Raw genomic sequence first — 22,100 nt, 5'->3', positions numbered from 1 at the left:
GCGTTACACGCGCCGCCGGTAAGTGCCCGGCGTGCTCCCCGTCCAGTGCCGGAACGCGCGATGGAACGCGCTCGGATCGTCGAAGCCGATGTCGGCGCCGATCGCCGCGATCGTATCGGGCGTATCGGTCAGCCGCTGGATCGCGATGTCTCGCCGCAGTTCGTCCTTGAGCACCTGGAACGTCGTCCCTTCGGCGGCCAGGTGGCGGCTCAGCGTGCGCACCGAACAATGCAGATGCTCGGCCGCGTGGTCGATCACCGGCAGGTCGGGCAACGCTTCCGACAGGTACTGCCGCACGCGATGGCACACGAGCTGTTCGCTGAACGATTCGAAGATCCAGTCGCCGGGTGCGCGCGCGAGGAACTTGCGCAGGTTGCGCTTGCTCTGCCGGATCGGCGCGTCGAGGTAGTCCGCGCTGAAACGCATCAGCGTGCGCTCGCAGTCGAACTGCACGGCGCCGGTGAAGAAGTACAGGTGGTCGACCGCATGGCGCGGCCGCGGGCACGCGAACTCGATCTGCAGCAGCGGGATCTTCTGCCCGATCAGCCAGGAGCACACGCCGTGCACGAGCTTGAGCATCAGTTCCTGGCCGAGCGCGCCGATCGGGCCGATGGCGTCGTTCGGGCGCAGCACCGCCTGCGCAACGAGACCGTCGCGCTTCGATTCGACGAAGAAATCGTCGAGCAGGATATGGAAGAATTGGCCGAAACGATGCAGCGCCGTTTCGAGGTTGCGCGCATCGAGCAGGCTCAGGCACAGGTACTTCAGCGTGCCGCCGCGCAGCGGGCGCGAGAAGATGCCGGGCATCTCGTCGTCGAGGTCGATCGCGAGCGTGCGGTACAGCGTCGAGAACTGCTCCTCCGTCACACGCGCATGCGGTTCGCCGAGCAGCTCGATCGGGATGCCGGCCCCGCGCAGGTAGCGCTCGACCACGTCGCGCTGCGCGCCCGCGCTCGCGAGGAAGCCGTTGACGAGCGAGATCGGCACCGTCGCGCTCGGCGACGGCAACGCACGCCCGGCTGTCGGCCCGGGCTGGGCGGAAAGTGAATCTGAACCGGTCATCGCGTCCCCGTCGATCGAACCGCTCGCATTGTACTTGAGCGGCCCGCGCGGAGCCTTCCGGGCCTTCGGCGCGCCGGGCGCTGCACGGCGCGCCAGCGCCATCAGTCGGTGCGGCTGAGTTCCCGGCGCAGGATCTTGCCGACGGTCGACTTCGGCAGCCGGTCGACGAAGCGAATGAGCTTCGGCACCTTGTAGCCCGCGAGGCTCTCGCGGCAATGCGCGACGAGCTGCTCCTCCGTCACGTACGCATCCTGCGCCAGCACCACGAACAGCTTGACCGCCTCTCCCGTGCGCGCGTCCGGCACGCCGATGCATGCGCATTCGGCGACGCCCGGCACGGCGGTGGCCACGGCTTCCACCTCGTTCGGGTACACGTTGAAGCCCGACACGATGATCATGTCCTTCTTGCGGTCGACGATCCGCAGGAAACCGGCTTCGTCGAACACGCCGACGTCACCGGTGCGGAAATAGCCGTCGGCCGTGAACGCGGCCGCATTTGCGTCCGGTTTCTGCCAGTAGCCGCCCATCACCTGCGGCCCCTTCACGCAGATCTCGCCCGCGTCGCCGATCGGCACCTCGTTGTCCTGGTCGTCGAGCAGCTTCACGTCGGTCGACGGCAGCGGCAGGCCCGTGGTACCCGTGAACGAGTCGATCGACTGCGGGTTGAACGATACGACCGGCGACGTTTCCGACAGCCCGTAGCCCTCGCGGATGAAGTTGCCCGTCACCGCCTTCCAGCGCGACGAGATCACGTCGATCACGGCCGCGCCGCCGCCGGCCGACAGCTTCAGCCGCGACCAGTCGACTTCCGTCAGGCGCGGATGGCCGGCGAGCCCCGCGTACAGCGTGTTCACGCCGACGAACACCGTCGGCCGCGCGGCCTTCAGCACGTCGATGAAGCCGTCCATGTCGCGCGGGTTGGCGATCAGCCAGTTCTGCGCGCCGATCGCGAAGTAGGACAGGAAGTTCACCGTCAGCGCGAAGATGTGATACAGCGGGATCGCCGTGACGACGACCTCCTCGCCCGGCTCGCGCGCGGCCGGCACGATCGCGCCGAACTGCTCGATGTTCGCGACGAGGTTGCGGTGCGACAGCGCGGCGCCCTTCGACAGGCCGGTCGTGCCGCCCGTGTACTGCAGCAGCAGCAGGTCCGCGCCTTCCAGCGCGACCGGTTCGAGCGCGAGCGATTCCCCGGCGGCAACGGCATCCGCAAGCGGGATCGAACCGGGCGGCAGTGCGTCGCAGGCGCCGGCCGGCGCATCGACGACGCCGAGATCGCCGCGCCCGACGCTCAGCACGGTGCGCACGCGCGTACCGCCGACCACTTCGGCGAACGTGCCCATCGAACCGCCGCACACCACAGCGACTTCGACGCCCGCGTCATTGAGCTGATGCTCGAGTTCACGCGCCGTATAGAGCGGGTTCACGTTGACCTGGATTGCGCCGATCTTCGCGATCGCGACGAACGCGACCGGAAACGCGGGCACGTTGGGCAGCATCACGGCCACGCGATCGCCCTTGCGGACGCCCACGACCTGCTGCAGATAGGCGGCCAGCGCGGTCGACAAGCGGTCGACGTCGGCATAGGTCAGCGTGCGGCCATACGAGTGGAACGCCGGGCGATCGGCGAAACGGCGCATCGCGTTGTCGAGCAACGCGCTTACGGAAGGAAAGCGATCGGGATCGATCTCGGCGGGGATCGAGCCATACGACCCGGTCCAGTGTCTCTTCGTCATGTCTCACTCCACGGGGGACGGCGCGCCGGCCGCGCCGTTCGCACGATGGCCTGCACGCCGGAGAAGCGCGGACCATCGCCTGACCGGCGACTATCGCCCGCGCGACGCACTTTGAAAATGATCCGGGCGGCCGAAAAGATGATCGAAACGGACATGTGTCGGTTCGAGCTTGTCCAGACAACTTTGCCGACCCGCGCAGGCGACCGCTTATTCCCCGGTGCGAATTGCTAAGCAGGAAGCGGCGTGGCACGGCCACGCGCCCTTCTTCATAATCAACGATCGTCATTCCGCTGTCGAGACCATGCAGCCGCTTGCCCTGGCCCCCGCCGACACCTTCTCGTCCGTCCGCTTCCTGCTGACCGACATGGACGAAACCCTGACCCATCGCGGCCGGCTGGCCGCGCAGACCTATGCGGCACTCGAACGCCTGCAGGCGCACGGCATCCGCGTGATCCCGGTGACCGCCGCGCCGGCCGGCTGGTGCGACCAGATGGCGCGCATGTGGCCCGTCGACGGGGTGGTCGCGGAAAACGGCGGGCTGTTCATCCGGCGCGGCGCGGACGGGCACGGCGCCGAACGCAGTTACTGGCACATGGACGATGTGCGTGCCGACGCACGCGCCGCGCTCTCGCGCATCGCGCGGCAGGTCGAGACGGCCGTACCCGCCGCCCGCCACGCGGACGACCAGGATTTCAGGCTGACCTCGCTCGCGTACGCCCGCACCGGCAGCGACCAGGACGACCGGATACGCGACGCGCTGGTCGCGGCCGGCGCGGACGCGACCATCAACAACCTGTGGATCATCGGTTGGGTCGGCGGGTACGACAAGCTGTCGATGTCGCTGCGCGTGCTGTCGGACACGTTCGGCGTCGACGCCGGTTCGGCACGCGATTGCGTGGCCTATTCCGGCGATTCCACCAACGACGCGCCGATGTTCGGCTACTTCACCCACACGGCCGGCATGAGCACCGTGGTCGAGTATCTGCAGCAGTTGCCTGCGTTGCCGCGCTGGATCACGCGAGGCCCGGGCGGCAGCGGGTTCGTCGAGTTCGCCGACGCGATTCTGCGCACGCATCCGGACGATCAGGGCTGACCGCTTTCGCGAGTCGACTATCTCCTCATCGGCATGAACAACATACGGAATCCGGCGATTCCGGTCGGCAGGTGCACCTGATACGATCGCTTCGCCTCCGGTTCACCACGGCCGCACGTGCCGCGCGCCGCCGCCCATGAAGCCGCCGCATCCGCACAACGGATCATGCGTGCATGGTGCCTTTGCTCGCCGGGCGATCCCGCCGCCATATATTCAGGATTACTGTTCATGTGGCGCAGATCGCAACAACGTACCGAACCGGAACACGACATCCAACAACGCTTCCAAAGGTCAGTCGCCATGCCAGAACGCATCTCGTTTGGACAACTCCCCGCCCGGCTGCTCGACGTCGTGCTCAACGTCGAGGAATATGCGAACAACACCGGCCACGATTTCAAGCTCGTGGAACTGGTGCGCGCCCGGGTGTCGCAGCTCAACGGCTGCGCCTACTGCCTCGACCGTCACATCAAGGAAGGCATTCACGCGGGCGACGATCCGCTGCGCTACAACCTGCTGCCCGTGTGGCACGAAACGCCCGATCTCTACAGCCCGAAGGAGCAGGCCGCGCTGCGCTGGGCGGAAGCGCTGACGCTGATCAGCGAGCACACGATCGGCGACGCACTCGTCGACGCGACGCGCGCGCACTTCGATCGCGACGAACTGGCCACGCTCACGCTGATCGTCGCGCAGATCAACACGTGGAACCGGCTCGCGAAGCCGTTCGCGTGGGAGGCCGGCGTGTTCCGGGCCGGTTGATGCCGGTTGCAGGCGGCCGACGCCGGTCGCGCCGGGTGGCGCCGGCATGCGTATCAGGGTGAACCCTGTGGCGTTTGGGACCGATCCCGCGCAGAATTGCGTGCCGTAAACGATATCGATTCGGACGCAGGATGCTCCCATGCCGGGCAGTGCGCTCTTGAACCCGACGACCGCCCGCGCAGCCCGCCTGCCGGACGTCGAGCCGACCCACGCACTGCGCGAGCAGCGCTTCACGCCGGCCAAGCTGGCCGTGCTGCTCGACGTGGCGGCGCAAGCCGGCCTCGACCCGGTCGCGGTGCTCGACGGTACCGGCCTCACGCCGGCCGCCGTCGCGGACCCGTTCACGCTCACGTCGCCGCTGCAGTTCCTCACGGCCGCGCGCAATGCGATTAGCCGCTACGACGGCTCCGATCTCGGCGTGCGCGTCGGCCACCGGCTGCACGTATCGAGCTACGGAATGTACGGCTACGCGATGCTGTGTTCGGAATCGCTCGCGCACGCGTTCGAATCGGCCGTCAAATATCACCGGCTCGCGAACGGCATGCTCGCGATCCGCTGGGTCGAACAGGGCGACACCGCGTCGTGGCTGTTTCCCGACCGGCACGAAGTCGCGCTGCCCGATCTCGACGAGCCGCTGTACCGTTTCCTGATCGACATGCAGTTCGCGCTGCACGTGACGATCATCAAGGACGTGATGGGTGCGTGGTGCGTGCCCGCGCGCGCGCAGTTCGCGCAACCGCAGCCGGCTCACGCGGCGCTGCTGGCCGATGCGCTCGAATGCCCGATCGCCTTCGACCAGCCGCATCATGTGCTCAGCTACCCGGCCGCTTGGCTCACGCGTGCGCCGCAGCTCGCGAATCCGATTACCGCCGCGCAGGTGTCGTCGCATTGCGCGAGCCTGCTCGATGAATTGCGCAGCCAGGCCGGCGTTACGCGGCGCGTGTACCAGGAACTCACGCGCACGCCCGGGCAGTTTCCGGACATCGACGCGATCGCGGCGATCCTGTGCATCACGTCGCGCACGCTGCGCCGCAAGCTCGAAGCCGAAGGCACGTCATACAGCGAACTGCTGGCGAGCGTGCGCAAGGCGCTCGCGATCGACTACCTCAGTACGACCACGCTCAGTACCGAGGACATCGCAATGACGCTCGGCTTCAGCGACGCCGTGGGGTTTCGCCACGCGTTCAAGCGCTGGACCGGCATGACGCCGAGCGACGTGCGGCGCAAGCGCGGCGGTTGAGTGCGGGCATTGACGGCTGTCAGCGCCCGTCGCCGACAGCAGGTGTGGCCACCGCCAGCGCGAACTCGAACACCGCACCGCGCCCGGCCCGGTCGACCAGCCGGATACTGCTGCCGTTGAGCGCCAGCATCCGGTGCACGATCAGCAGCCCGAGCCCGCCGCTCGTCACCGCACCACCGCTCATCGGCCGCTGCGGCCGCTGGAACAAGCCTTCGCGCCGCGCCACCGGAATCCCTTCCCCGGTATCGGCCACGGTCACGACCACGCGGTCGCCGCGCGGCTCCAGCACGACCTCGACTTCGCCGTGCGCGGGCGTGTGCCGCAGCGCGTTGTCGAGCAGGTTGGTCAGCACGCGCTCGATCATCCCGAGATCGGCGCACACGACCGGCACCCGCGCCGGGATCCGCGCATGCAGCGCGACGCCGCGCGCCTGCGCGGTCAGTTCGAATTTCTGGAACACGTCCTGCACGAGATCGACGAGCGAGAACGGCTCGCGCTCGGCCTGCACGCCGCCCGATTCGAGCCGTGCGAGCTCGAACAGCGCCTGCGCGAGCCGGCCGACCTTCGCGCTCTGCGCGAGCGCGATCGACAGGTAGCGCCGCCGTTCGGTCTCGGCGAGCGTCTCCGACTTCAGCGACAGCGTCTCCAGATAGCCGTGCAGCGACGTGAGCGGCGTGCGCAGGTCGTGCGAGATGTTCGTGATCAGTTCGCGCCGCTGCTGGTCCTGGTGCGTCAGCGCGCGCCACTGGTCGCCGATCCGGTCGGCCATCTGCGCGAACGCGGATTCGAGCACGACGATGTCGTCGCCGCGCCGGCCCGGCCGCGAGCGCGGCACCGGCGGCTGCGTGTCGGGCGTGCCGTTCGCGTCGAAGCGGCGCATCGCATCCGTCAGCCGGCGCAGCGGGCGCGTGATGAAGCTGAATGCGGTGAGGCCCGCGAGCAGGCCGAGCAGCGCGACCAGCGCCATCGACCACAGCGTCGTGCGCAGCACGTTGCCGGCGTCGACGCGCGCGGCCAACTGGTCGTGCGCCTCGCCGAGCAGCACCACGTAGATGTAGCCCGACGGCGGCTGCCCCGCGCGCTGCAGCGGCGCGGCGCTGAACACCTTGCGCGCGGCGGGGCTGCGCGGGTCGTCGCCGAGGATCGGCAGCGGCTCGCCAGCGATGAAGCGCTGCACGGGCGCGAGATCGACGCGGTCGCGCTTCACGTGGCCGGGCGGCGCATCGTCGCCCTTGATGCGCCCCGCGTTGTCGAGCAGGTACACCTCGACGCTCGGGTTCACGCCCATCAACTGGCCGAACAGCGTGCGAACGGCATCCGGGCGCAGCCCGTTCGCATCCATCAGCGGCGCGCTGTGGGTCACGCTGTTGACGATATTGGCGGCCAGGTCGCGCGACAGCCCCTGCACGACTTCCTGCTCGCGCATGTCGTTCGCGCGGATCTGCAGCCACGCGGACGCGCCCGAGCACGCAAGCAGCAGCACCGAGAATACGAGCGACAGCCGCTGGGTAAGGGTGAGCTTCATCATGCGTCCCGCTGGCCGGGCGCGGCGAGCTTGTAGCCGCGGCCCCATACGGTGAGGATCCGCACGGGCTCGGCCGGATCGGCCTCGATCTTCGCGCGCAGCCGGTTGATGTGGGTGTTGACCGTGTGTTCGTAGCCTTCGTGCTGGTAGCCCCACACGGCATTGAGCAGGTCCATCCGCGAGAACACCTTGCCCGGGTGCCGCGCGAAGAAATACAACAGGTCGAATTCGCGCGGCGTGAGGTCGATCCGCGCGCCGTCGACGCTCGCCTCGCGTGCGATCGGGTCGATCGCCAGCCCCGCGACGTCGAGCGTGCCCGCGTCGATCCGCGAATCGCGCGCGAGCGCGTCGACACGCCGCAGCAGCGCCTTCACGCGTGCGACGAGTTCCAGCACCGAAAACGGCTTGGCCAGATAGTCATCGGCGCCGAGCTCGAGGCCGAGGATCCGGTGCACCTCGCTCGAACGCGCGCTCGTGATGATGATCGGCGTGTAGCGCGTCATCGCACGTGCGCGCCGGCAGATTTCGAGGCCGTCGACGCCCGGCAGCATCAGGTCGAGGATCAGCGCATCCCAGCCGCCCTGTTCGAGCAGGCGCAGCCCTTCCGCGCCATCAGCGCTGTGCACGACCTCGTAGCGCTCGTCGCGCAGGTGCAGGCTCAGCACGTCGGCGATATCGGCGTCGTCCTCGACGATCAGGATGCGTTTCGGTTGGTCCATGGCGGCAGGCGGCGGCACGTCGGTGCCGAGGTCGGGTATCGGTTCGGGCCGGCCCCGGTCCGGCTGGCCGGGTTCCCGGGGGTGAAGCGCGGCAACGGGCCGCGCTGCCGCCATTGTGCAAAATTTTGCGGCGGGGAGTGATCACATTTCATTTAACTTTGAATCGTGGCCGTGATCTGAGCCAATGCCCGCAAGGCTTTCCGCTGCGGCCCCTAAAACGAAACTTCCCTTACCGCAGTCCGAACACTAAAAAGCAGACGCGACACGTTCTGAGCGATGGAGCACGCCCCCGCATCTCGATGAAAATCCGTGGTGCTTGCTGCTACCTCAGCGCCCCCCGTCGCCACGACGTCTGTCGCCGTGCCGCCTATGACGACCATTTCTCCGACGCAGAAGCTGTGACGTGTCGCTATATAGCTATGCCGGCCAATCTACGTATCCTCACGCACCGGCTGGGCAGACCATATTCTCATGGAACGAATCGGTACAGATACCGATGCCGTCATGCACCACATTCGCGGAAGCTGGACAGCGTTAGCCCGAGTAGCAGTCGAAGTACAACGGCATGCGCCTCGGCGTGAAAGCACGCCCACTCGATTGTCAATCGATGGGCTGAACCTTTGTGGAGACGGCGCTTCCGCGCGGTCGCGTAGCGACTACCGTCAAAGATGCCGAAGCATCCGGCTGGCTGCTGTCGGCACTGGAGAGACCGCACCGGAAAATCAAGGCATGTTTTCGTTGAAGATCCACGAAGACCGCACATCTCGATGACGGCCATTGTAGAGACACCGTCATCGATACCGTCGGGTCACGCACGGGATCGCGAAGACTGCTGCACGCGCTCCCGATGACAGTGCTAATTTTGTTAAATGACGTGCGTGGGTTTGTCGAAACGAAATCCTATCTTGGTCGTCCACGTCGGCGTCGCCGCGAGTTGCTCAACCCGCCCCCTATGTTCGCCCGTGGTGATAATTTTAGAAATAGAAACAACCCCCAGGAAAGTTATGATGAAAATCTAAAATCGACTTTCCACCTTGAATACATTGCCAGCAACGACGGATAGATCTGCTTACAAGAGAAAAAGCTTGCCATTTTTCAAAAATCAAATATAAATGCATATCAGCAAGCTGAGATGAGCACCGCCGCACAACTGAAAATTCGAACCAAGGCCATAACAACATCGCTACTCAATTCATATAAAACGAGGGATCCTGATAAATCAATCTTCCTGCGCTTCCGCCGGTGCAAGCCTGTTGTTCAGCATGGGTGGCAGCAACCTTAGCATCGACATTCACGCAAATGGAAAAATGGACGCGACGGGAGTCTGCGGCCCAACGCAGTCGGCGATTGCCTGGTTGGACAATCCTGGTAGCGTTCGCGGCCAACCAGTTATTCGTTGCACAAGAAATGGCTGACGTATCGACGGCCGATAGCGCATCCCCTTATACACCAGTCATGTGATCAAGCTCGCCGGCGTACCTGACACTCGATGCCGCCTGCACGATCCATTGCCGGGCTGGCCGCGAACCCGAGGAAACCTTACGCAACTGGCGCCCGGGGTTGCTTGCAATGAATCGTCGAGCCGGAGAGCATGTGGCACATGAAGCAAACCGACCCTGGAACACTGCGCACTCGCTTGCCTTTAATCAATAACTTCACAATAAACCTCTATATACCTCTTCCACCCCACGAGCGGCAATCACTATTATTTCAAATAAATTATTGAATGATGTGTTGATGGTGGCGCGATGATTTCTCGTGAATACCGCAGCGGCTAGGCGGGAACTATTATTTGAAGCTAACTCCCTGGAGGCACACATGGCTAACCCAAATATGATAAGTCAAGCCGTCAGTACTTTCTCACCGACCCCGGTCACGGACGTCGGATCGGGTGCAGAAGCCGCCATTTCATTCTGGTGCCCGGTGGTCCCCCTCGACTGGGGCATGCTGGGAATGACCGCGACGCCTAACTACAATGCTCCTCCATCGGTGACTCAAAACGTTTACAGGTGCGACCAGGCTGGTGGAGTGTCGACTCCCTCCGCGATTGTGGAAGTCTGGACCTGCACCGGTAACCGCCAGTCGAGCAATTTGGGGATTTATATGCCGGTCCCGCCTAACGGCTTCCTTGCGCTCGGCTGCATCGCGGTCATGGATTTCAACGACCCGCCGGGCCTCACAACCTTTCCGGCATTGATATGCGTCCGGCAGGATCTGTGCGAACAGGTCACGCTTTCCAGCGACACAAATCTGGTCTGGACCGACAAGAAGTCCCACGCGCCGAACAACGTCAGTATCTGGATGCTGCCGACTGCCAGAACTTGCGTCGCGACGGTGCAGAGCGACGGTTATCCAGGCTCGGTGATCGTGTGGGACATCAAGAAGCCGAAACAATCCACGTAAATCTGGCGCGGGGCATCCATGACACTGACTCGATCCGCAGTGGGTCTGCGGCAAGGCAAGTTCGATGTCGACGCCAATGGGCAGGCCACTTATCACCTGCCCATTGAAGTGCCTCCCGGCATCGCGGGGGTGCACCCGTGCATCGGCCTGGCGTACGGGCACCAGCAAGGCAACAGCGTGCTGGGCGTGGGCTGGAGCCTGACGGGACTGTCGGCGATCACGCGCACGAAAGCCACGCTCGATGTCGATGGCTTCAACGGCTGTGTCGACTACGGCCCCGACGACCGGTACCTGCTCGACGGACAGCGTTTGATCGCGGTATCGGGCGCATACGGGCAAGCCGGCACGGTGTACTACGCCGAGATCCACGACTGGTCCAAGGTCGTGGCCGGGGTGACGCCGCAGGACGGCTTTATCGTCTACCTGAAGAACGGGACGAGACACGAGTACGGCACGACGCCGGATAGCCTCATCCTGGCGGGGAATACCCGGCATGTCCGCGTCTGGGCGCTCGCCGCCACGGAGGACTTGCACGGCAACCGGATCGAATACCGCTATACGAACAAGCCCGTGGCGGGGAGCCAGGATACCGGCGCCTTTTATCTCTCCCATATCAGCTATACCGCCCGCGCCGATCTGGCGGCAAACCGCTATATAGATTTCACTTACGGTGCGCAAGTACGACCGGACGTCATGCGCACGTATCTGGGCGGCCATGCCGTCACCACCTCATATCTGCTGGAGACGATCGCCGTGTCGCTCGCTGGCGGCGTCCCGGTGCGCAAATACGCGCTGACGTATCGGACCAGCAACGTAACTCGGCTGAGCTGCCTTGAAACCGTCACGGCCGTGGGCGCCGATGGCGCCACACTGCCATTGATTCATGCCGGCTGGCAGGACGTGTCCCAGCCGGGCTTCGACACCACGCAGCCGTCCAGCCAGCTGTTGAACAGCGTCGACGTATTGCAGACCATTTCCATGGATGTCAACGGCGATGGCATCACCGATATCGTGCAAATCAGTGCCGATCCCAACGCGGTGCTGCATGCCACGGTCTTTCTGGCGCGCGTCGACCAGGGCCGGGTGACCTATGTCCAGGGCCAGGATTGCACATTGGGCGCCTATGGTTCGACCTCGGACTACCAAGTCCTGCCCGGAGATGTCAACGGCGATGGCCTGACGGATCTCGTGATTGCGTACTCGGACCAGGGGTGCCTGGCATTTGATGTCTTCCTGTCCACGGGAGACGGCTTTAGCGAGTCGAAAAACACGCTGACACAAGATCCCTGGAAGGGGGGGTGGGTTGGACTCTACCCGCTCGATGCCGATGCCGACGGGCGCACGGACTTCGTGGTGGCTTATGCCGATCAGTGGGGCCGACTCGCCTTCGACACCTACCTGTCGCAATTCTCGGGCGATAGCGGCGGGTTGCGCACGCCAGCGTTGACCACGGTCACCGAATCGCCGGCGCCAGAGTCGCAAAACGCGCTGTGGCCCGTTGACGTCAACGGCGACGGCATGGTGGACATGGTACTGCTGTGGAACGACCGCGACGGCTTCGTCAATACCACGTCCTTCGTCACGCAAAGCAGTGCGAACGGCGTGACGTTCTTCGCCCGCGCGGTGTCGTCGTGTCTGAACGTGTCAGCGGTGAACCAGGTCCTCATCCTGCCTGCGGACGCCAATGGCGACGGCATCGTCGACATCGTTCAGGTTTGCCAGTCCTCGTCGACACCGCTCACGATCCAGTCATTCCTGTCGGACGCGGCGGGCGGGTTCGTGACAGGGCCGTCGTCGAGTTTCTCCGGACAAGTGGTCTCGACCTCCGGCCTCCTCCCCATGGGCTTCAATGGCGGATCGCAAACGTGTCTGCTGAATTGCTGGCGCGATACGCAGAGCGTCCTGAATGCGACCGTGTATGGATCCCTGCCCGACGGCAGCTTCCGGCAACTCGCGTCGCTCGATACCGGGAGCGGCGCCACTACGCTCAACTGCCAGATCGGCGACGCCAATGGCGACGGCAAGGCGGACCTGATCTGCACCTACCCAGATCCCGAGAACAATATACTGGCGCAGCCACTACTCTCCACCGGTCCGGTTCCGGATCTGGTCAATCAGATCACCAACGGGCTGGGTGGCCGTGTCTCGATCCACTATACATCGCTAAGCGATTCGGGTACCTATTGCTTGGATGCGAGACTCGCGTACCCGCATGTCAGCGCGCGGCGCTACCCCGCCCATCTGTCGCCCGCGCAGTTCCCGACGCAGGAGGTGATCGGGCAAGCCATTTATGTCGTCTCGAACTACACGTTGACCAACGATGACAAGGTGAATCGATACGCCTATGCACGCAGCTTCCGCATGCACTATGCCAATGCGCGCATCGATCTCAATGGCCGAGGCTGGGAGGGTTTTGGCGAGGTGGAAAGCACGGATCTGCAAACCGGATTGCGTCACGTGCAGCGCTATCTGCAGGACTTTCCTTATCTGGGGCATCTGGCCAGCGAGTGCCTGGAAGCCGACGCCTCGATTTCCCAGGATGTCCGGGTGACGGCCGCCAGGCGGGACGTGGTGCTGGGTCTCTCGGTCAACACCTATCAGGCGTCGCGGCCGGTGCCGGCGGCAGCCGTGTACGAGGTGCGTCGGACCGGCACGCTGGCCTGCCGCTACGACTACGGCGTGCCGGATTACGCGGTGGCCAGCAGCACCGGCTATGACAACTATGGCAACCCGAACACATGTGTGTGGCATGGCTACGTGGCCTGGATCGACCCGTCCGGCATCGACTCGACGGCGCCCTTCCCCGCCGTCCAGCCGCTGGCCGTGGACGAAGTCGTTCATACGCACCGTCTGTTCCAGAACGACGCGGCGGGCCCGCGCGATTCCTGGGCGCTGGGTTACCTGTTATATGAGAAGCTGTCCGCCAACGCCAGCGATGACCGAATCTCGAGTTTCCGGCCAGGCGACTACCAGCTCACGGCCTACGCATACGCGCCACAGACCCGCGATTTGCTGACGCTGAGCCGCTGGGACGACACCAATGAAGTATTCCTGACCACCCGGCTGGCATATGACGCGTGCGGCAATCGAGTCGCCGAGACGCGGCCGGGCGGCGCCACCACGACAATCGAGTTCGAGGCTGCCTATCACACCTACCCCGCCACGGTCATTGCACCGGCGAACGAACGGGGCGTTTCGCTCGCCGTTCACCACGGCTACGACCCGCGATTCGGCGTCAAGGTGGCGGAGCGGGACGAGAACGGCTTCACGCATATCGTCGGCCTGGACAGTTTCGGACGCGAGGCATGCCGGCAAGGGCCGGTGCCGCAAGACTGCGCGCAGCGGGATCCGAATCAGGTAACGGCGCTGGTCACCGGCGCGCTGGATTTTCGCGAAGCGGTCGTGCTGACCCTGGAGTCACGGGACTATCTGGATGACGGCGTGATCGGCCTGTATACGCAGCGCAACGTCCTGCAATCGTTCGCGGATAGCACCGCGCGCGCGACGAGCTGGGAACGCCGCTATATCGACGGACTGGCTCGAATCACCCTCACGGCGACGCAACGCGACGGCACGCAGGGCAACGTAGCGGTCCTGACGACTTATGCCGATTGCGGCAAGCCGCGCACGCGCAGCGTGCCGTTCTTCGCGCCGGATTTGTCCAGGCCGACCGCGCCACAGGAGATGACCTGCCAATACGACATACAGGGCCGGCCGATCCGGCTGGTCGTGCCCGCCGGATCGGCCGGCGAGCGTTCGGCCGTGTGCGCCTGGGAATACCATGCCGGCCAGCGCGAGACGGTTACGGAGGCCTTCGGCGCGCCGGAGGCGTACGCTCGGCAGACAACCGCGCACCTCTTCCACGGTGACCTGCGGGTGAGCGTCGCGTCGGATCCGCGAGGACAGGACGAAACTCGTTTCGATTACGATGCGCTGGGCCGCATGCTGCGGTCCACGGACGCCGCCGGCGTGGTCAACACCATCGCCTACGACGCGCTGGACCGCAAGACACGCTATGACAACCCTGACCAGAACACGACGGCGCGTGGCGATGCACTGAGTTACCGCTACGATGCCGACACGGGTCTGCTGGCGTCCATCACCGATGCGGCGGGTGGCATCGACCGCTACGAATACGATGCGCTGGGTCGCGTGATCCGCCGCCGCATGGCTGACGGACGGGTGTTCAGGCAGGCCTACGACGAGGGCGTCAACGGCAATGGCGCGCTGTGTGCCGTGACCATCATTGCGGCGGACGACACCTTGGAACTGTCGCGACGCTTTGCCTACGATTGCTATGGCAAAGCGTATCAGGAGACGTTGGCGATCGCCGGCGCACGTGCTCCCTTCGTCACAACGACGGAATTCGACCCGCTCGGCAGGGTGACGTCGCAGTGCTATCCGGACGGCACCCGGCTGATCCGGCAATATCGCGACGGACTGATGACGCGGCAGGACCTGGATGGCGTGTCGATCGTCTATCCGCTGGAGCGGGCCACGCCCATGGGGAACCCGGGACGGGTGGAACTGGGCGGCCAACTCGGCATCGAGTACAGCTACAGCCCTCTAGGTCTCCGTTACGGCGAGACGGTCGCCGGCCAGGACGGCGTCGCGCGGCTGGATTTCTCGTTGGACTACGACCTGCTCGGCCAGTTGACCTGCGAGGTCGAGCACATCGCACGCCGCACCGAGTCGTTCACCTACGTGGACAAGCGGCTGGTGTCGGCCGAGGTTCCCGGGTTCCCGGACGGCAATGGCCGCTACGTCTACGGGCCCGGCGGCAACCTGCTCTCCAAGGACGGCAACCGCTATTCCGACTACAGCGGCCACTTTCCCCGCACGATCCTCAAGGGCGAGGACGTGATCTACCGCGCCACGCAGGATGCCTGCGGGCGCACGGCGAGCCACGAATCTCGCGGCGACTCGCTCCGGTTCGGCTACGACGGCCTGGGGCGGCTGGCGAGTGTGACGCAGGCCGAGACGGTGTTGCGGCGCATCTGGTCCGATGAACTCGGGCAGCGCCTGAGGGAAGTGCGGGAGGACGGCAGCACGATCTACTACCTGGGTCCGGTCTACCAGGAGCAGGTCGGCACCGACGGCGGCTCCCGTGTGGTGAAATTGCTGATCGACAGGCTGGGACAGGCCGCGTCGATCGAGACGGCCGGATCGGCGACCCAGCGCCGGTATTTCCGCCGCGACCGCAAAGGTAACATCACGCATGTCTTTGCTGAGGATGGAGCCCTGGTCGAGGTCACCGCCTTCGACGGCTTTGGTCTGCCCGAGGCGATCCGCGCCCAGAGGGCCGGGCCGGCGCGCTACGAAGGCAAGACATGGGACGCGAAGACCGGCCTGTATGACTTCGGCGCCCGTTGCTATGCTCCCGCGACAGGCCGGTTCCTCACCCCGGATGCGAGGCTTGGCTCCCGCAGCCCGGAGCGCGCCGATGCGTGGAACCGCTTTGCCTTCGAACTCAACGGCCCGCCGAATCACATCGACCCGACGGGGCATTTCAGTTGGAGCCTGTTCGGCGCGTATCTGGGCATGGGCGTATTGACAGCATTGGGGGTGGCCGGCTCGCTGGTGACGGGCGGGGTGTCTGACGAGGTCGCCGCTGACCTGGATGCGGGTATCGCCAGCGACGCCGATCTCGCGGGCCAGCAGGCCGCCTCCGCGGCCGAGCGCCAAAGCGGCAGGGCCGTGGCCAGCCGCATGGCGATCAAAGCCACCGGGGGGGCCCTGAGCGGCGCGGCGACCGGCGCAGGCAGTTCCGGCCTGGGGTATCTGAACACGCACACTCGTTCGTGGAATTGGAGCGGCCTGTCGCATGCCATGTCGCTGGGCGCAGCTTCTGGCTCCGTGTCGGGATGGATCAGTGGATTCCTCGCCCCGATCACACCCGCCCTGACCGACAACTGGGTCATCAAGGTGATCGCGGGAGCGGCCGTGAACGCGGGGGCTAATGTCGCCGGGGCGGAAGTCGCCTCTGCCGCGATCGACCATCAGGGGATCAGCGGTGCACAGCTGCGCAACACGATCCTCTCCGGCCTGCTTACCGGGACGCTGACCGCCGGCGTCGCTCACCTGCGCGGCGTGGGGGCGCGCGTGCCGCCTGCCGGCGCCAGCCAAGGGAACGTGGTCAGACTCGGAACGGTTCTGAATCGAATGATCCACACTGCCAAGCAGTCGAAGTACGCGCTGGTCGGGATCAGCGGCGTAGCATACACGGCGATCGACGCCACCTGGGTGGAGCTTCAGACCGGTCCGCGGTGGATCGTTCATATTGATCCACGCAGCCTAGGTGGCGCTTCAGACAGTTGAGCATGCGTCCGGCGGCGTGGCTTCGCAGGCGGGTCGGGACGTGTCAGGAATTTCGTGTGCTGAGGCCGGTTAAAGGTCAGCGCCAACTTGCTACGGGACGACGACGTGCAAGTCATCCAAGTGGATCATTGTGGGGGAATGAACAAGGTTCGTGATTATGCACTGCAGAGCATAATCACGAACCTTGTTCATACCTCTGTGACACGAAGATCAATGTCGTGCCGTGCCACGCGTGCCTGAGCGGGTGCCACAAGACCTCGAGCGTGCCGACCGTCATTCCATCGACCCAGCGCTGGCCGAACGCGTCACTCGTGTCGATTCCTGCGGATGCGTTACCACCGCCGCCGCGCTTTATGTGCAGAGTTGAAAGGAGCGGTGCGACGTGGTTCGCTAAAGGCAGTGCCTCGCCGCTCCCTTCGGGCTTATTACGCGCCGGCGTTGCTTGCGGCGTTCACTGCCGCCTTGTGATGGTGGCGGTGATGGCGGTGATGGCGGTGATGCTTGCGCTTTGCCGGCGCGGCCTTGTCAGCCGGCTGGCTCATCTGCGCCGTTGCAGGAGTCTGCGCCATCGGTGCGGGCGTTGCCGCGCCACCTTGTGCGGGCGCCACCTGGGGATTCGACGCTTGTGCGAACGCCGCGAGCGAAAACAGGCCGACCAATGCTGCAACTGCAAAGTGCTTTTTCATCAGGGATCTCCGTGTGTGGAACAAGTGGACGGTTAATATCCACGGAATCCTAACGTTTCAGGAAAATCGACCGTTGGCGGTTTATCCGCATGGTGGCCAGGGCAATCGCACGAAGGGGCGTTAACAATCAAGGAGTTACAGACGGGTTTGTAAACCGAAGCGAATCAAGCGTTTACTACTATCTTTTGCGGAGGCATCGGATGGAGGAAACGCAAGCCCTGAGCATCGAAGACGCGTTCGGCGAGTTACGTGACCCGCAAAGCCGAACGCCCGCCCACGACTTGTCAGAGATGCTGGTCGTGGCGCTGTGCGCGATTCTATCGGGAGCGGATAGCTGGGTGGCCATTCAGATCTGGGGGAAGAGACACTAGAGTGGCTGCGCGGCTACGTGAGGCTGCGCAACGGCATCCCGTCTCACGACACGTTTGGCCAGGTGTTCGCTGCCCTCGACCCGCGTCAGTTCGAGGCGTGCTTCACGCGCTGATTGAGCCGCGCGTTTCCAACCTTGTCCGGCGAGGTCATTGCGATCGACGGCAACTGGTCGCGAATGGTGCCGATTATGTGTTGGCGGTCAAAGAGAACCAGCCGACGCTGCCGGTGGAAATTCGCTCGACGCTTGAAGCCATCGATCGCCTCCATCCCGCTGATCGACGGGACTGTTCGAGCGAATATCGGGACGTCGAGAAGGATCATGGTCGGATCGAAACACGTCGTTGCCTGGTCAGTGACGTGATGAACACATGGCGCACGGCCGCCCTCTGGTCGGGCATGCGATCGATCGCGATGGTCTAGGCCACGCGCGAGATCGGCGACACGGTGACGGTTGAGCGTCGATATTACGTGAGCAGCCTGCCCCCCGATGCAACGCGCATTGCACATTCCGTGCGCTCGCACTGGCGGATCGAGAACTCGATGCACTGGGTGCTCGACGTGGCGTTCGGCGAAGATCAATGCAGGGTGCGGCTCGAACATGCGGCACAGAACTTTGCCATTCTGCGTCGCATCACGATGAACCTGCTGCGCAAGGATACGCAAACCAAAGCGGGGCTCAAAATCCGCTGGCTCAAGGCCGCGACCAGCGATAACTATCGCGCCCAACTCCTTGGCTGGTAAGCCCCTTCGTGCGATTGCCCTGACGGAACACCCCGGACGTCACAATTGATTTAACTTTGGCTGGCGCGCGTGCCGGGAGTCAATACTGGCATGGCCCTCCGATCCGGCCCTTGGAGGCGATTTTATCAGTCGGCGCCAACACGACATACGCTCAAAAGGCGGAAGCGATGAAGCGGGGATCGGTGATCGCTGGTGGGAATGGGTGCGATGGCACGGCATGCTGCGCTAGCGTTCCCTGCCGCATTTCGTTTTCTGAATATGTAGAAGCAGTGCGATAAGCCATCGCAGCCAACGTATACACAACAAGTAGTACAAACTATTTTTCAAAGTGAAGATCACACCGACCGAGCCTCGCGATCATCCGCATCGATCAATATCTGTCGGTCGGTGATACGACTGAAGATGCCATTCCTGGGCAGTGAGTTCGCGTGCAAGTCGATTCAGCACCTGAGCGGCGCATGTCGATCAACCTGCCCGCTTCCCGTGCACCGCCTCGCGCTACGCTGAATCCGCCTGCGAGAACCCGAGCGTAAGACCGAACGCATCGAGGATCGTTACCGCAGTCGTAGCCATTCGCTTCGCCATTTCCTCCGGGGTCTCGCGCGTGGCGCCCTGGCGAAGCCAGTGCACCGCCGTCCAGACCAATCCCCCGCCAAGCACCGTCAGGCAATCCTGTTCTGCTTCCGTGCGAACACCTTCATAGGGCGGAAGGATGCGGCCGGCGACGAACGTCACCAGTTCATCAAAAAACGCCGATGTCGCCGCGTCGTTGAATACGGTCAGATAGAAAGACTGATGCGCATGCAGATGCTCGAGAATCAGCGCGGTTTCCATTTCCATTGACTTGATGAAGGCGTCGTTCGGCTGGTTCAGCAGTTTGCCCTGCTCCTCGACGAACGCGAACGCATTGTCGAGTCTCACCAGCGCCGCCCGCTGAGCGGCGGCGTGAAGATCGGGAAAGTGCTGATAGAACGTCGGACGCGCGACGCCCGCGCGCTGCACCAATTGAGCAATGCTGAGTGTGTTCAGCGGCGCGTCGTCGAGCAGTTCGGTCACGGCGCGAACGAGCGCGTCGTAACTCCGTTGAAAGCGAGGATCGGCGGTATTAGGGCTTACATCAGGTGGCATAAAAAGCTCTGGACACGTGGTTTTGTCTATTTTACATTCGTTCAATAGATTGAGATGCGATGCGCCGACACACCTCTGAAAGGCTATTGAAATGAAATCCTCATCCCTCGTCCCCCAGCCGCCCCTGAAACCCGTCATCGGTCACCTGATGGAGGTCCTCGGGCCATCTCCACTCGCAAAGATGATGGATCTCGCGCGCACTTACGGGCCGGTCTATTGGTTCGAGGTGTTCGGGCAAGGTTACTACGTTGTCAGCGGGCAAACACTTGTGAATGAAGCGTGTGACGAAAGCCGATTTCAGAAGTGTGTACACCAGTCGCTGCTCGAACTCAGACCCGCGATCGGGGACGGGCTATTTACGGCATTCGGTGACGAACCGAACTGGGCCAAAGCACATCGTGTGCTGATGCAGGCGTTCGGCCCGCTCAGTATCTGGTCGATGTTCGACAAGATGGTCGACATCGCCGACCAGATGTTTCTCCATTGGGAGCGGTTCGGCCCGGAGACGCCGGTCGATGTGTCCGATCACATGACTCGACTGACGCTCGACACGATTGCCCTTTGTGCGTTTGATTGTCGTTTCAACAGCTTCTACCGCGAAGACCAGCATCCGTTTGTCGATGCCATGGTCAACACCCTCAGCGAGGCGGGAAAGCGCGAGTTGCGACCGAAACTCGTTTCGAAGTTGATGGTCAATCGCAGTCGAAAGTTCGACGCGGACATCGAAGTCATGCGATCGCTTGCGACCAAAATGATCGAAGACCGGCGGAAGAACCCGCACGACAGCGAAGAGTCGATGGACCTGCTTGACCGCATGCTGAACGGCATCGATCCGGTGACCGGCGAGAAGCTTGATGATGAGAACATCGTCTTTCAGATGATCACGTTTCTCATCGCAGGACATGAAACGACAAGCGGGCTCCTGTCCTTTGCCACCTATTTCCTCCTCAAAAACCCGGACATCCTGCAAAAAGCACGGGACATGGTCGACGAGGTCGTTGGCAGCGAGACACCACGGATCGAGCATCTCGCACGACTTCGCTACGTCGAACAAATCCTCATGGAGACGTTGCGAATCTGGCCGACGGCGCCGGGATTCGCCGTGAAACCGCTCGCCGACACCACGTTCGGCGGGAAATACGCCGTTTCTCCCGACGACATCATCATGATCCTGACGCCCATGTTGCATCGGGATGTGAGCGTCTGGGGCGAGGACGTCGAGGCGTTTCGTCCGGAGCGATTTGCCCCGGAGAATGCGGAGCAACTCCCGCCCAATTCATGGAAACCCTTCGGCAATGGTGCACGTGCCTGTATCGGCCGTCCTTTTGCCATGCAGGAAGCCCATCTCGTTCTGATCATGCTGCTTCAGCGATTCGATTTCTCTTTCGCCGATCCGGACTACGAGCTGGACGTCGCCGAAACGCTGACGCTGAAGCCAGCCGGTTTCCGGGTGAACGTGAAACCGCGAGCCCGAGGTGCGCTTAAAGTGCCCGATACGGCCCTTCGCACCCGCTCGCACGCTCAAAGCCCCAGCGTCGCTCCGGTTCAGTCGATCCCTACCGGCGAAGATGTGTCGAATCTGCTCGTCCTCTTTGGGGGAAATACAGGCTCCGCCGAATCCTTTGCACGACGCATTGCAGGGGACGCGAGTCGTCACGGATTTCACGCCACGTGCGCGCCCCTCGACGACTTCGCAGGAAAACTCGGCGGATATCCCGCAATCGTGATCGTCACGGCCTCCTACGAAGGACAGCCTCCGGACAACGCAAAATCATTCGTCCCGTATGTCGAAGCACTGGACGAGGGTGCGCTGGACGGCGTTCATTTTTCGGTTCTTGGGTGCGGCAACAAACAATGGGCGCGGACGTACCAGGCGATTCCCAAGCGCGTCGATGAAGCGCTCGAGAAGGCCGGTGCTACGCGAGTGCACTTCAGAGGCGAACTCGACTCCGGTGGCGACTTCTTTGGTGAATTTGACTGTTGGTACACCGAAATGTGGAATCGCTTTGCAATTAGCGCCGGGAAGGAAGTCTCGGTCAGTCAACATGACGATGTCGCATTGAAAGTAAGCTTCGCCGGGAGTTCCCGTGAAAAGGTGCTTAATTTGGGCGACATGGCGCATGCGTCCATCGTCGACAATAGAGAGCTGGTCGACATTAGCGTCGCTGGCAGCCGCTCTAAAAAGCACATTGAATTGAAACTTCCGAAAGCGATGACTTATCGATCTGGAGATTACCTGGCCGTTCAGAGGTGGCCTCACTCGTTCGGACAGTTTTCTGAGATTTTTAAGTGGAGCGGCCGAGGCAATCATGCTGCCGATT

The 22,100-nt window shown here is 63.5% G+C and carries 14 protein-coding genes and 1 pseudogene; 8 read left to right on the top strand and 7 right to left on the bottom strand.

Annotated elements, in window-relative coordinates:
• Positions 1-3: 3 nt before the first annotated feature.
• Complete coding sequence (locus BCO18175_RS38145) at positions 4-1,164, bottom strand: AraC family transcriptional regulator (protein WP_174988775.1); 1,161 nt, start codon at positions 1,162-1,164, stop codon at positions 4-6.
• Complete coding sequence (locus BCO18175_RS38140) at positions 1,164-2,798, bottom strand: AMP-binding protein (RefSeq protein WP_174988773.1); 1,635 nt, start codon at positions 2,796-2,798, stop codon at positions 1,164-1,166. Before BCO18175_RS38140 ends, BCO18175_RS38145 begins: the two co-directional genes overlap by 1 nt.
• A gap of 301 nt (positions 2,799-3,099) precedes the next feature.
• On the opposite strand from BCO18175_RS38140, the gene BCO18175_RS38135 reads away from it, so the two are divergent.
• The 3 genes from BCO18175_RS38135 to BCO18175_RS38125 all read left to right on the top strand — a co-directional run bounded on the left by BCO18175_RS38135 (position 3,100) and on the right by BCO18175_RS38125 (position 5,887).
• The gene (locus BCO18175_RS38135; RefSeq protein ID WP_174988857.1) at positions 3,100-3,891 is read left to right on the top strand and encodes an HAD-IIB family hydrolase; all 792 of its coding nucleotides are present in this window, start codon (positions 3,100-3,102) and stop codon (positions 3,889-3,891) included.
• Positions 3,892-4,191: 300 nt separating this feature from the next.
• The gene (locus BCO18175_RS38130) at positions 4,192-4,647 is read left to right on the top strand and encodes a carboxymuconolactone decarboxylase family protein (protein ID WP_174988771.1); all 456 of its coding nucleotides are present in this window, start codon (positions 4,192-4,194) and stop codon (positions 4,645-4,647) included.
• A gap of 139 nt (positions 4,648-4,786) precedes the next feature.
• Positions 4,787-5,887, top strand: coding sequence for an AraC family transcriptional regulator (locus BCO18175_RS38125; protein WP_174988769.1), 1,101 nt, complete (start codon positions 4,787-4,789; stop codon positions 5,885-5,887).
• 19 nt (positions 5,888-5,906) lie between these two features.
• Here the strand turns inward: BCO18175_RS38125 and BCO18175_RS38120 are convergent, their stop codons facing one another.
• Together BCO18175_RS38120 and BCO18175_RS38115 are read right to left on the bottom strand one after the other, a co-directional pair.
• A complete protein-coding gene (locus BCO18175_RS38120) occupies positions 5,907-7,412 on the bottom strand; it encodes a HAMP domain-containing sensor histidine kinase (RefSeq protein ID WP_174988855.1) in 1,506 nt (501 codons plus the stop codon).
• Entirely contained in the window at positions 7,412-8,131 is a 720-nt protein-coding gene (locus tag BCO18175_RS38115; RefSeq protein ID WP_039353478.1) for a response regulator transcription factor, read from the bottom strand. The genes BCO18175_RS38120 and BCO18175_RS38115 overlap by 1 nt, the downstream gene beginning before the upstream one ends.
• A gap of 1,818 nt (positions 8,132-9,949) precedes the next feature.
• Between BCO18175_RS38115 and BCO18175_RS38110 the strand changes: the two genes are divergently transcribed.
• Positions 9,950-10,534, top strand: a complete 585-nt coding sequence (locus tag BCO18175_RS38110; protein WP_174988767.1) for a Vps62-related protein — start codon at positions 9,950-9,952, stop codon at positions 10,532-10,534.
• 18 nt (positions 10,535-10,552) lie between these two features.
• Positions 10,553-16,852: an FG-GAP-like repeat-containing protein gene (locus BCO18175_RS38105; RefSeq protein ID WP_174988765.1), complete on the top strand. Its 6,300-nt coding sequence runs from the start codon at positions 10,553-10,555 to the stop codon at positions 16,850-16,852.
• A gap of 425 nt (positions 16,853-17,277) precedes the next feature.
• Here BCO18175_RS38105 and BCO18175_RS38100 read toward each other — a convergent pair whose 3' ends face one another.
• The gene (locus BCO18175_RS38100; protein WP_174988763.1) at positions 17,278-17,538 is read right to left on the bottom strand and encodes a hypothetical protein; all 261 of its coding nucleotides are present in this window, start codon (positions 17,536-17,538) and stop codon (positions 17,278-17,280) included.
• A gap of 89 nt (positions 17,539-17,627) precedes the next feature.
• On the opposite strand from BCO18175_RS38100, the pseudogene BCO18175_RS41070 reads away from it, so the two are divergent.
• Positions 17,628-18,022: pseudogene (locus tag BCO18175_RS41070) on the top strand (ISAs1 family transposase).
• On the opposite strand, the gene BCO18175_RS41065 reads toward BCO18175_RS41070, so the two are convergent.
• Positions 17,995-18,231, bottom strand: a complete 237-nt coding sequence (locus tag BCO18175_RS41065) for a hypothetical protein (RefSeq protein WP_368040728.1) — start codon at positions 18,229-18,231, stop codon at positions 17,995-17,997. The pseudogene BCO18175_RS41070 and the gene BCO18175_RS41065 overlap by 28 nt on opposite strands.
• Before the next feature lie 147 nt (positions 18,232-18,378).
• Here BCO18175_RS41065 and BCO18175_RS40720 point away from each other — a divergent pair, with 147 nt between their 5' ends.
• Positions 18,379-18,651: an ISAs1 family transposase gene (locus BCO18175_RS40720; RefSeq protein WP_254608236.1), complete on the top strand. Its 273-nt coding sequence runs from the start codon at positions 18,379-18,381 to the stop codon at positions 18,649-18,651.
• Between the two features lie 498 nt (positions 18,652-19,149).
• Here BCO18175_RS40720 and BCO18175_RS38090 read toward each other — a convergent pair whose 3' ends face one another.
• Positions 19,150-19,707, bottom strand: a complete 558-nt coding sequence (locus tag BCO18175_RS38090) for a TetR/AcrR family transcriptional regulator (protein ID WP_254608235.1) — start codon at positions 19,705-19,707, stop codon at positions 19,150-19,152.
• Between the two features lie 163 nt (positions 19,708-19,870).
• Here BCO18175_RS38090 and BCO18175_RS38085 point away from each other — a divergent pair.
• Positions 19,871-22,100: cytochrome P450 (locus tag BCO18175_RS38085; protein WP_254608234.1), on the top strand; the 2,230-nt coding region annotated here is incomplete at its 3' end.

This window comes from Burkholderia lata, from assembly GCF_902499335.1.
Taxonomy (GTDB): Bacteria; Pseudomonadota; Gammaproteobacteria; order Burkholderiales; family Burkholderiaceae; genus Burkholderia; species Burkholderia lata_B.
Note: the sequence above shows the minus strand (reverse complement) of the source record. Positions and strands in the feature narration are given on the sequence as shown.

What these genes read in the sequence shown, in the direction of transcription:
- BCO18175_RS38145 (WP_174988775.1), bottom strand. Translation starts at nt 1,164, where the DNA reads ATGGCGCTGGCGCGCCGTGCAGCGCCCGGCGCGCCGAAGGCCCGGAAG.
- BCO18175_RS38105 (WP_174988765.1), top strand. Translation starts at nt 10,553, where the DNA reads ATGACACTGACTCGATCCGCAGTGGGTCTGCGGCAAGGCAAGTTCGAT.
- BCO18175_RS38130 (WP_174988771.1), top strand. Translation starts at nt 4,192, where the DNA reads ATGCCAGAACGCATCTCGTTTGGACAACTCCCCGCCCGGCTGCTCGAC.
- BCO18175_RS41065 (WP_368040728.1), bottom strand. Translation starts at nt 18,231, where the DNA reads ATGATCCTTCTCGACGTCCCGATATTCGCTCGAACAGTCCCGTCGATC.
- BCO18175_RS38100 (WP_174988763.1), bottom strand. Translation starts at nt 17,538, where the DNA reads ATGAAAAAGCACTTTGCAGTTGCAGCATTGGTCGGCCTGTTTTCGCTC.
- BCO18175_RS38115 (WP_039353478.1), bottom strand. Translation starts at nt 8,131, where the DNA reads ATGGACCAACCGAAACGCATCCTGATCGTCGAGGACGACGCCGATATC.
- BCO18175_RS38135 (WP_174988857.1), top strand. Translation starts at nt 3,100, where the DNA reads ATGCAGCCGCTTGCCCTGGCCCCCGCCGACACCTTCTCGTCCGTCCGC.
- BCO18175_RS38120 (WP_174988855.1), bottom strand. Translation starts at nt 7,412, where the DNA reads ATGAAGCTCACCCTTACCCAGCGGCTGTCGCTCGTATTCTCGGTGCTG.
- BCO18175_RS38125 (WP_174988769.1), top strand. Translation starts at nt 4,787, where the DNA reads ATGCCGGGCAGTGCGCTCTTGAACCCGACGACCGCCCGCGCAGCCCGC.
- BCO18175_RS38140 (WP_174988773.1), bottom strand. Translation starts at nt 2,798, where the DNA reads ATGACGAAGAGACACTGGACCGGGTCGTATGGCTCGATCCCCGCCGAG.
- BCO18175_RS38110 (WP_174988767.1), top strand. Translation starts at nt 9,950, where the DNA reads ATGGCTAACCCAAATATGATAAGTCAAGCCGTCAGTACTTTCTCACCG.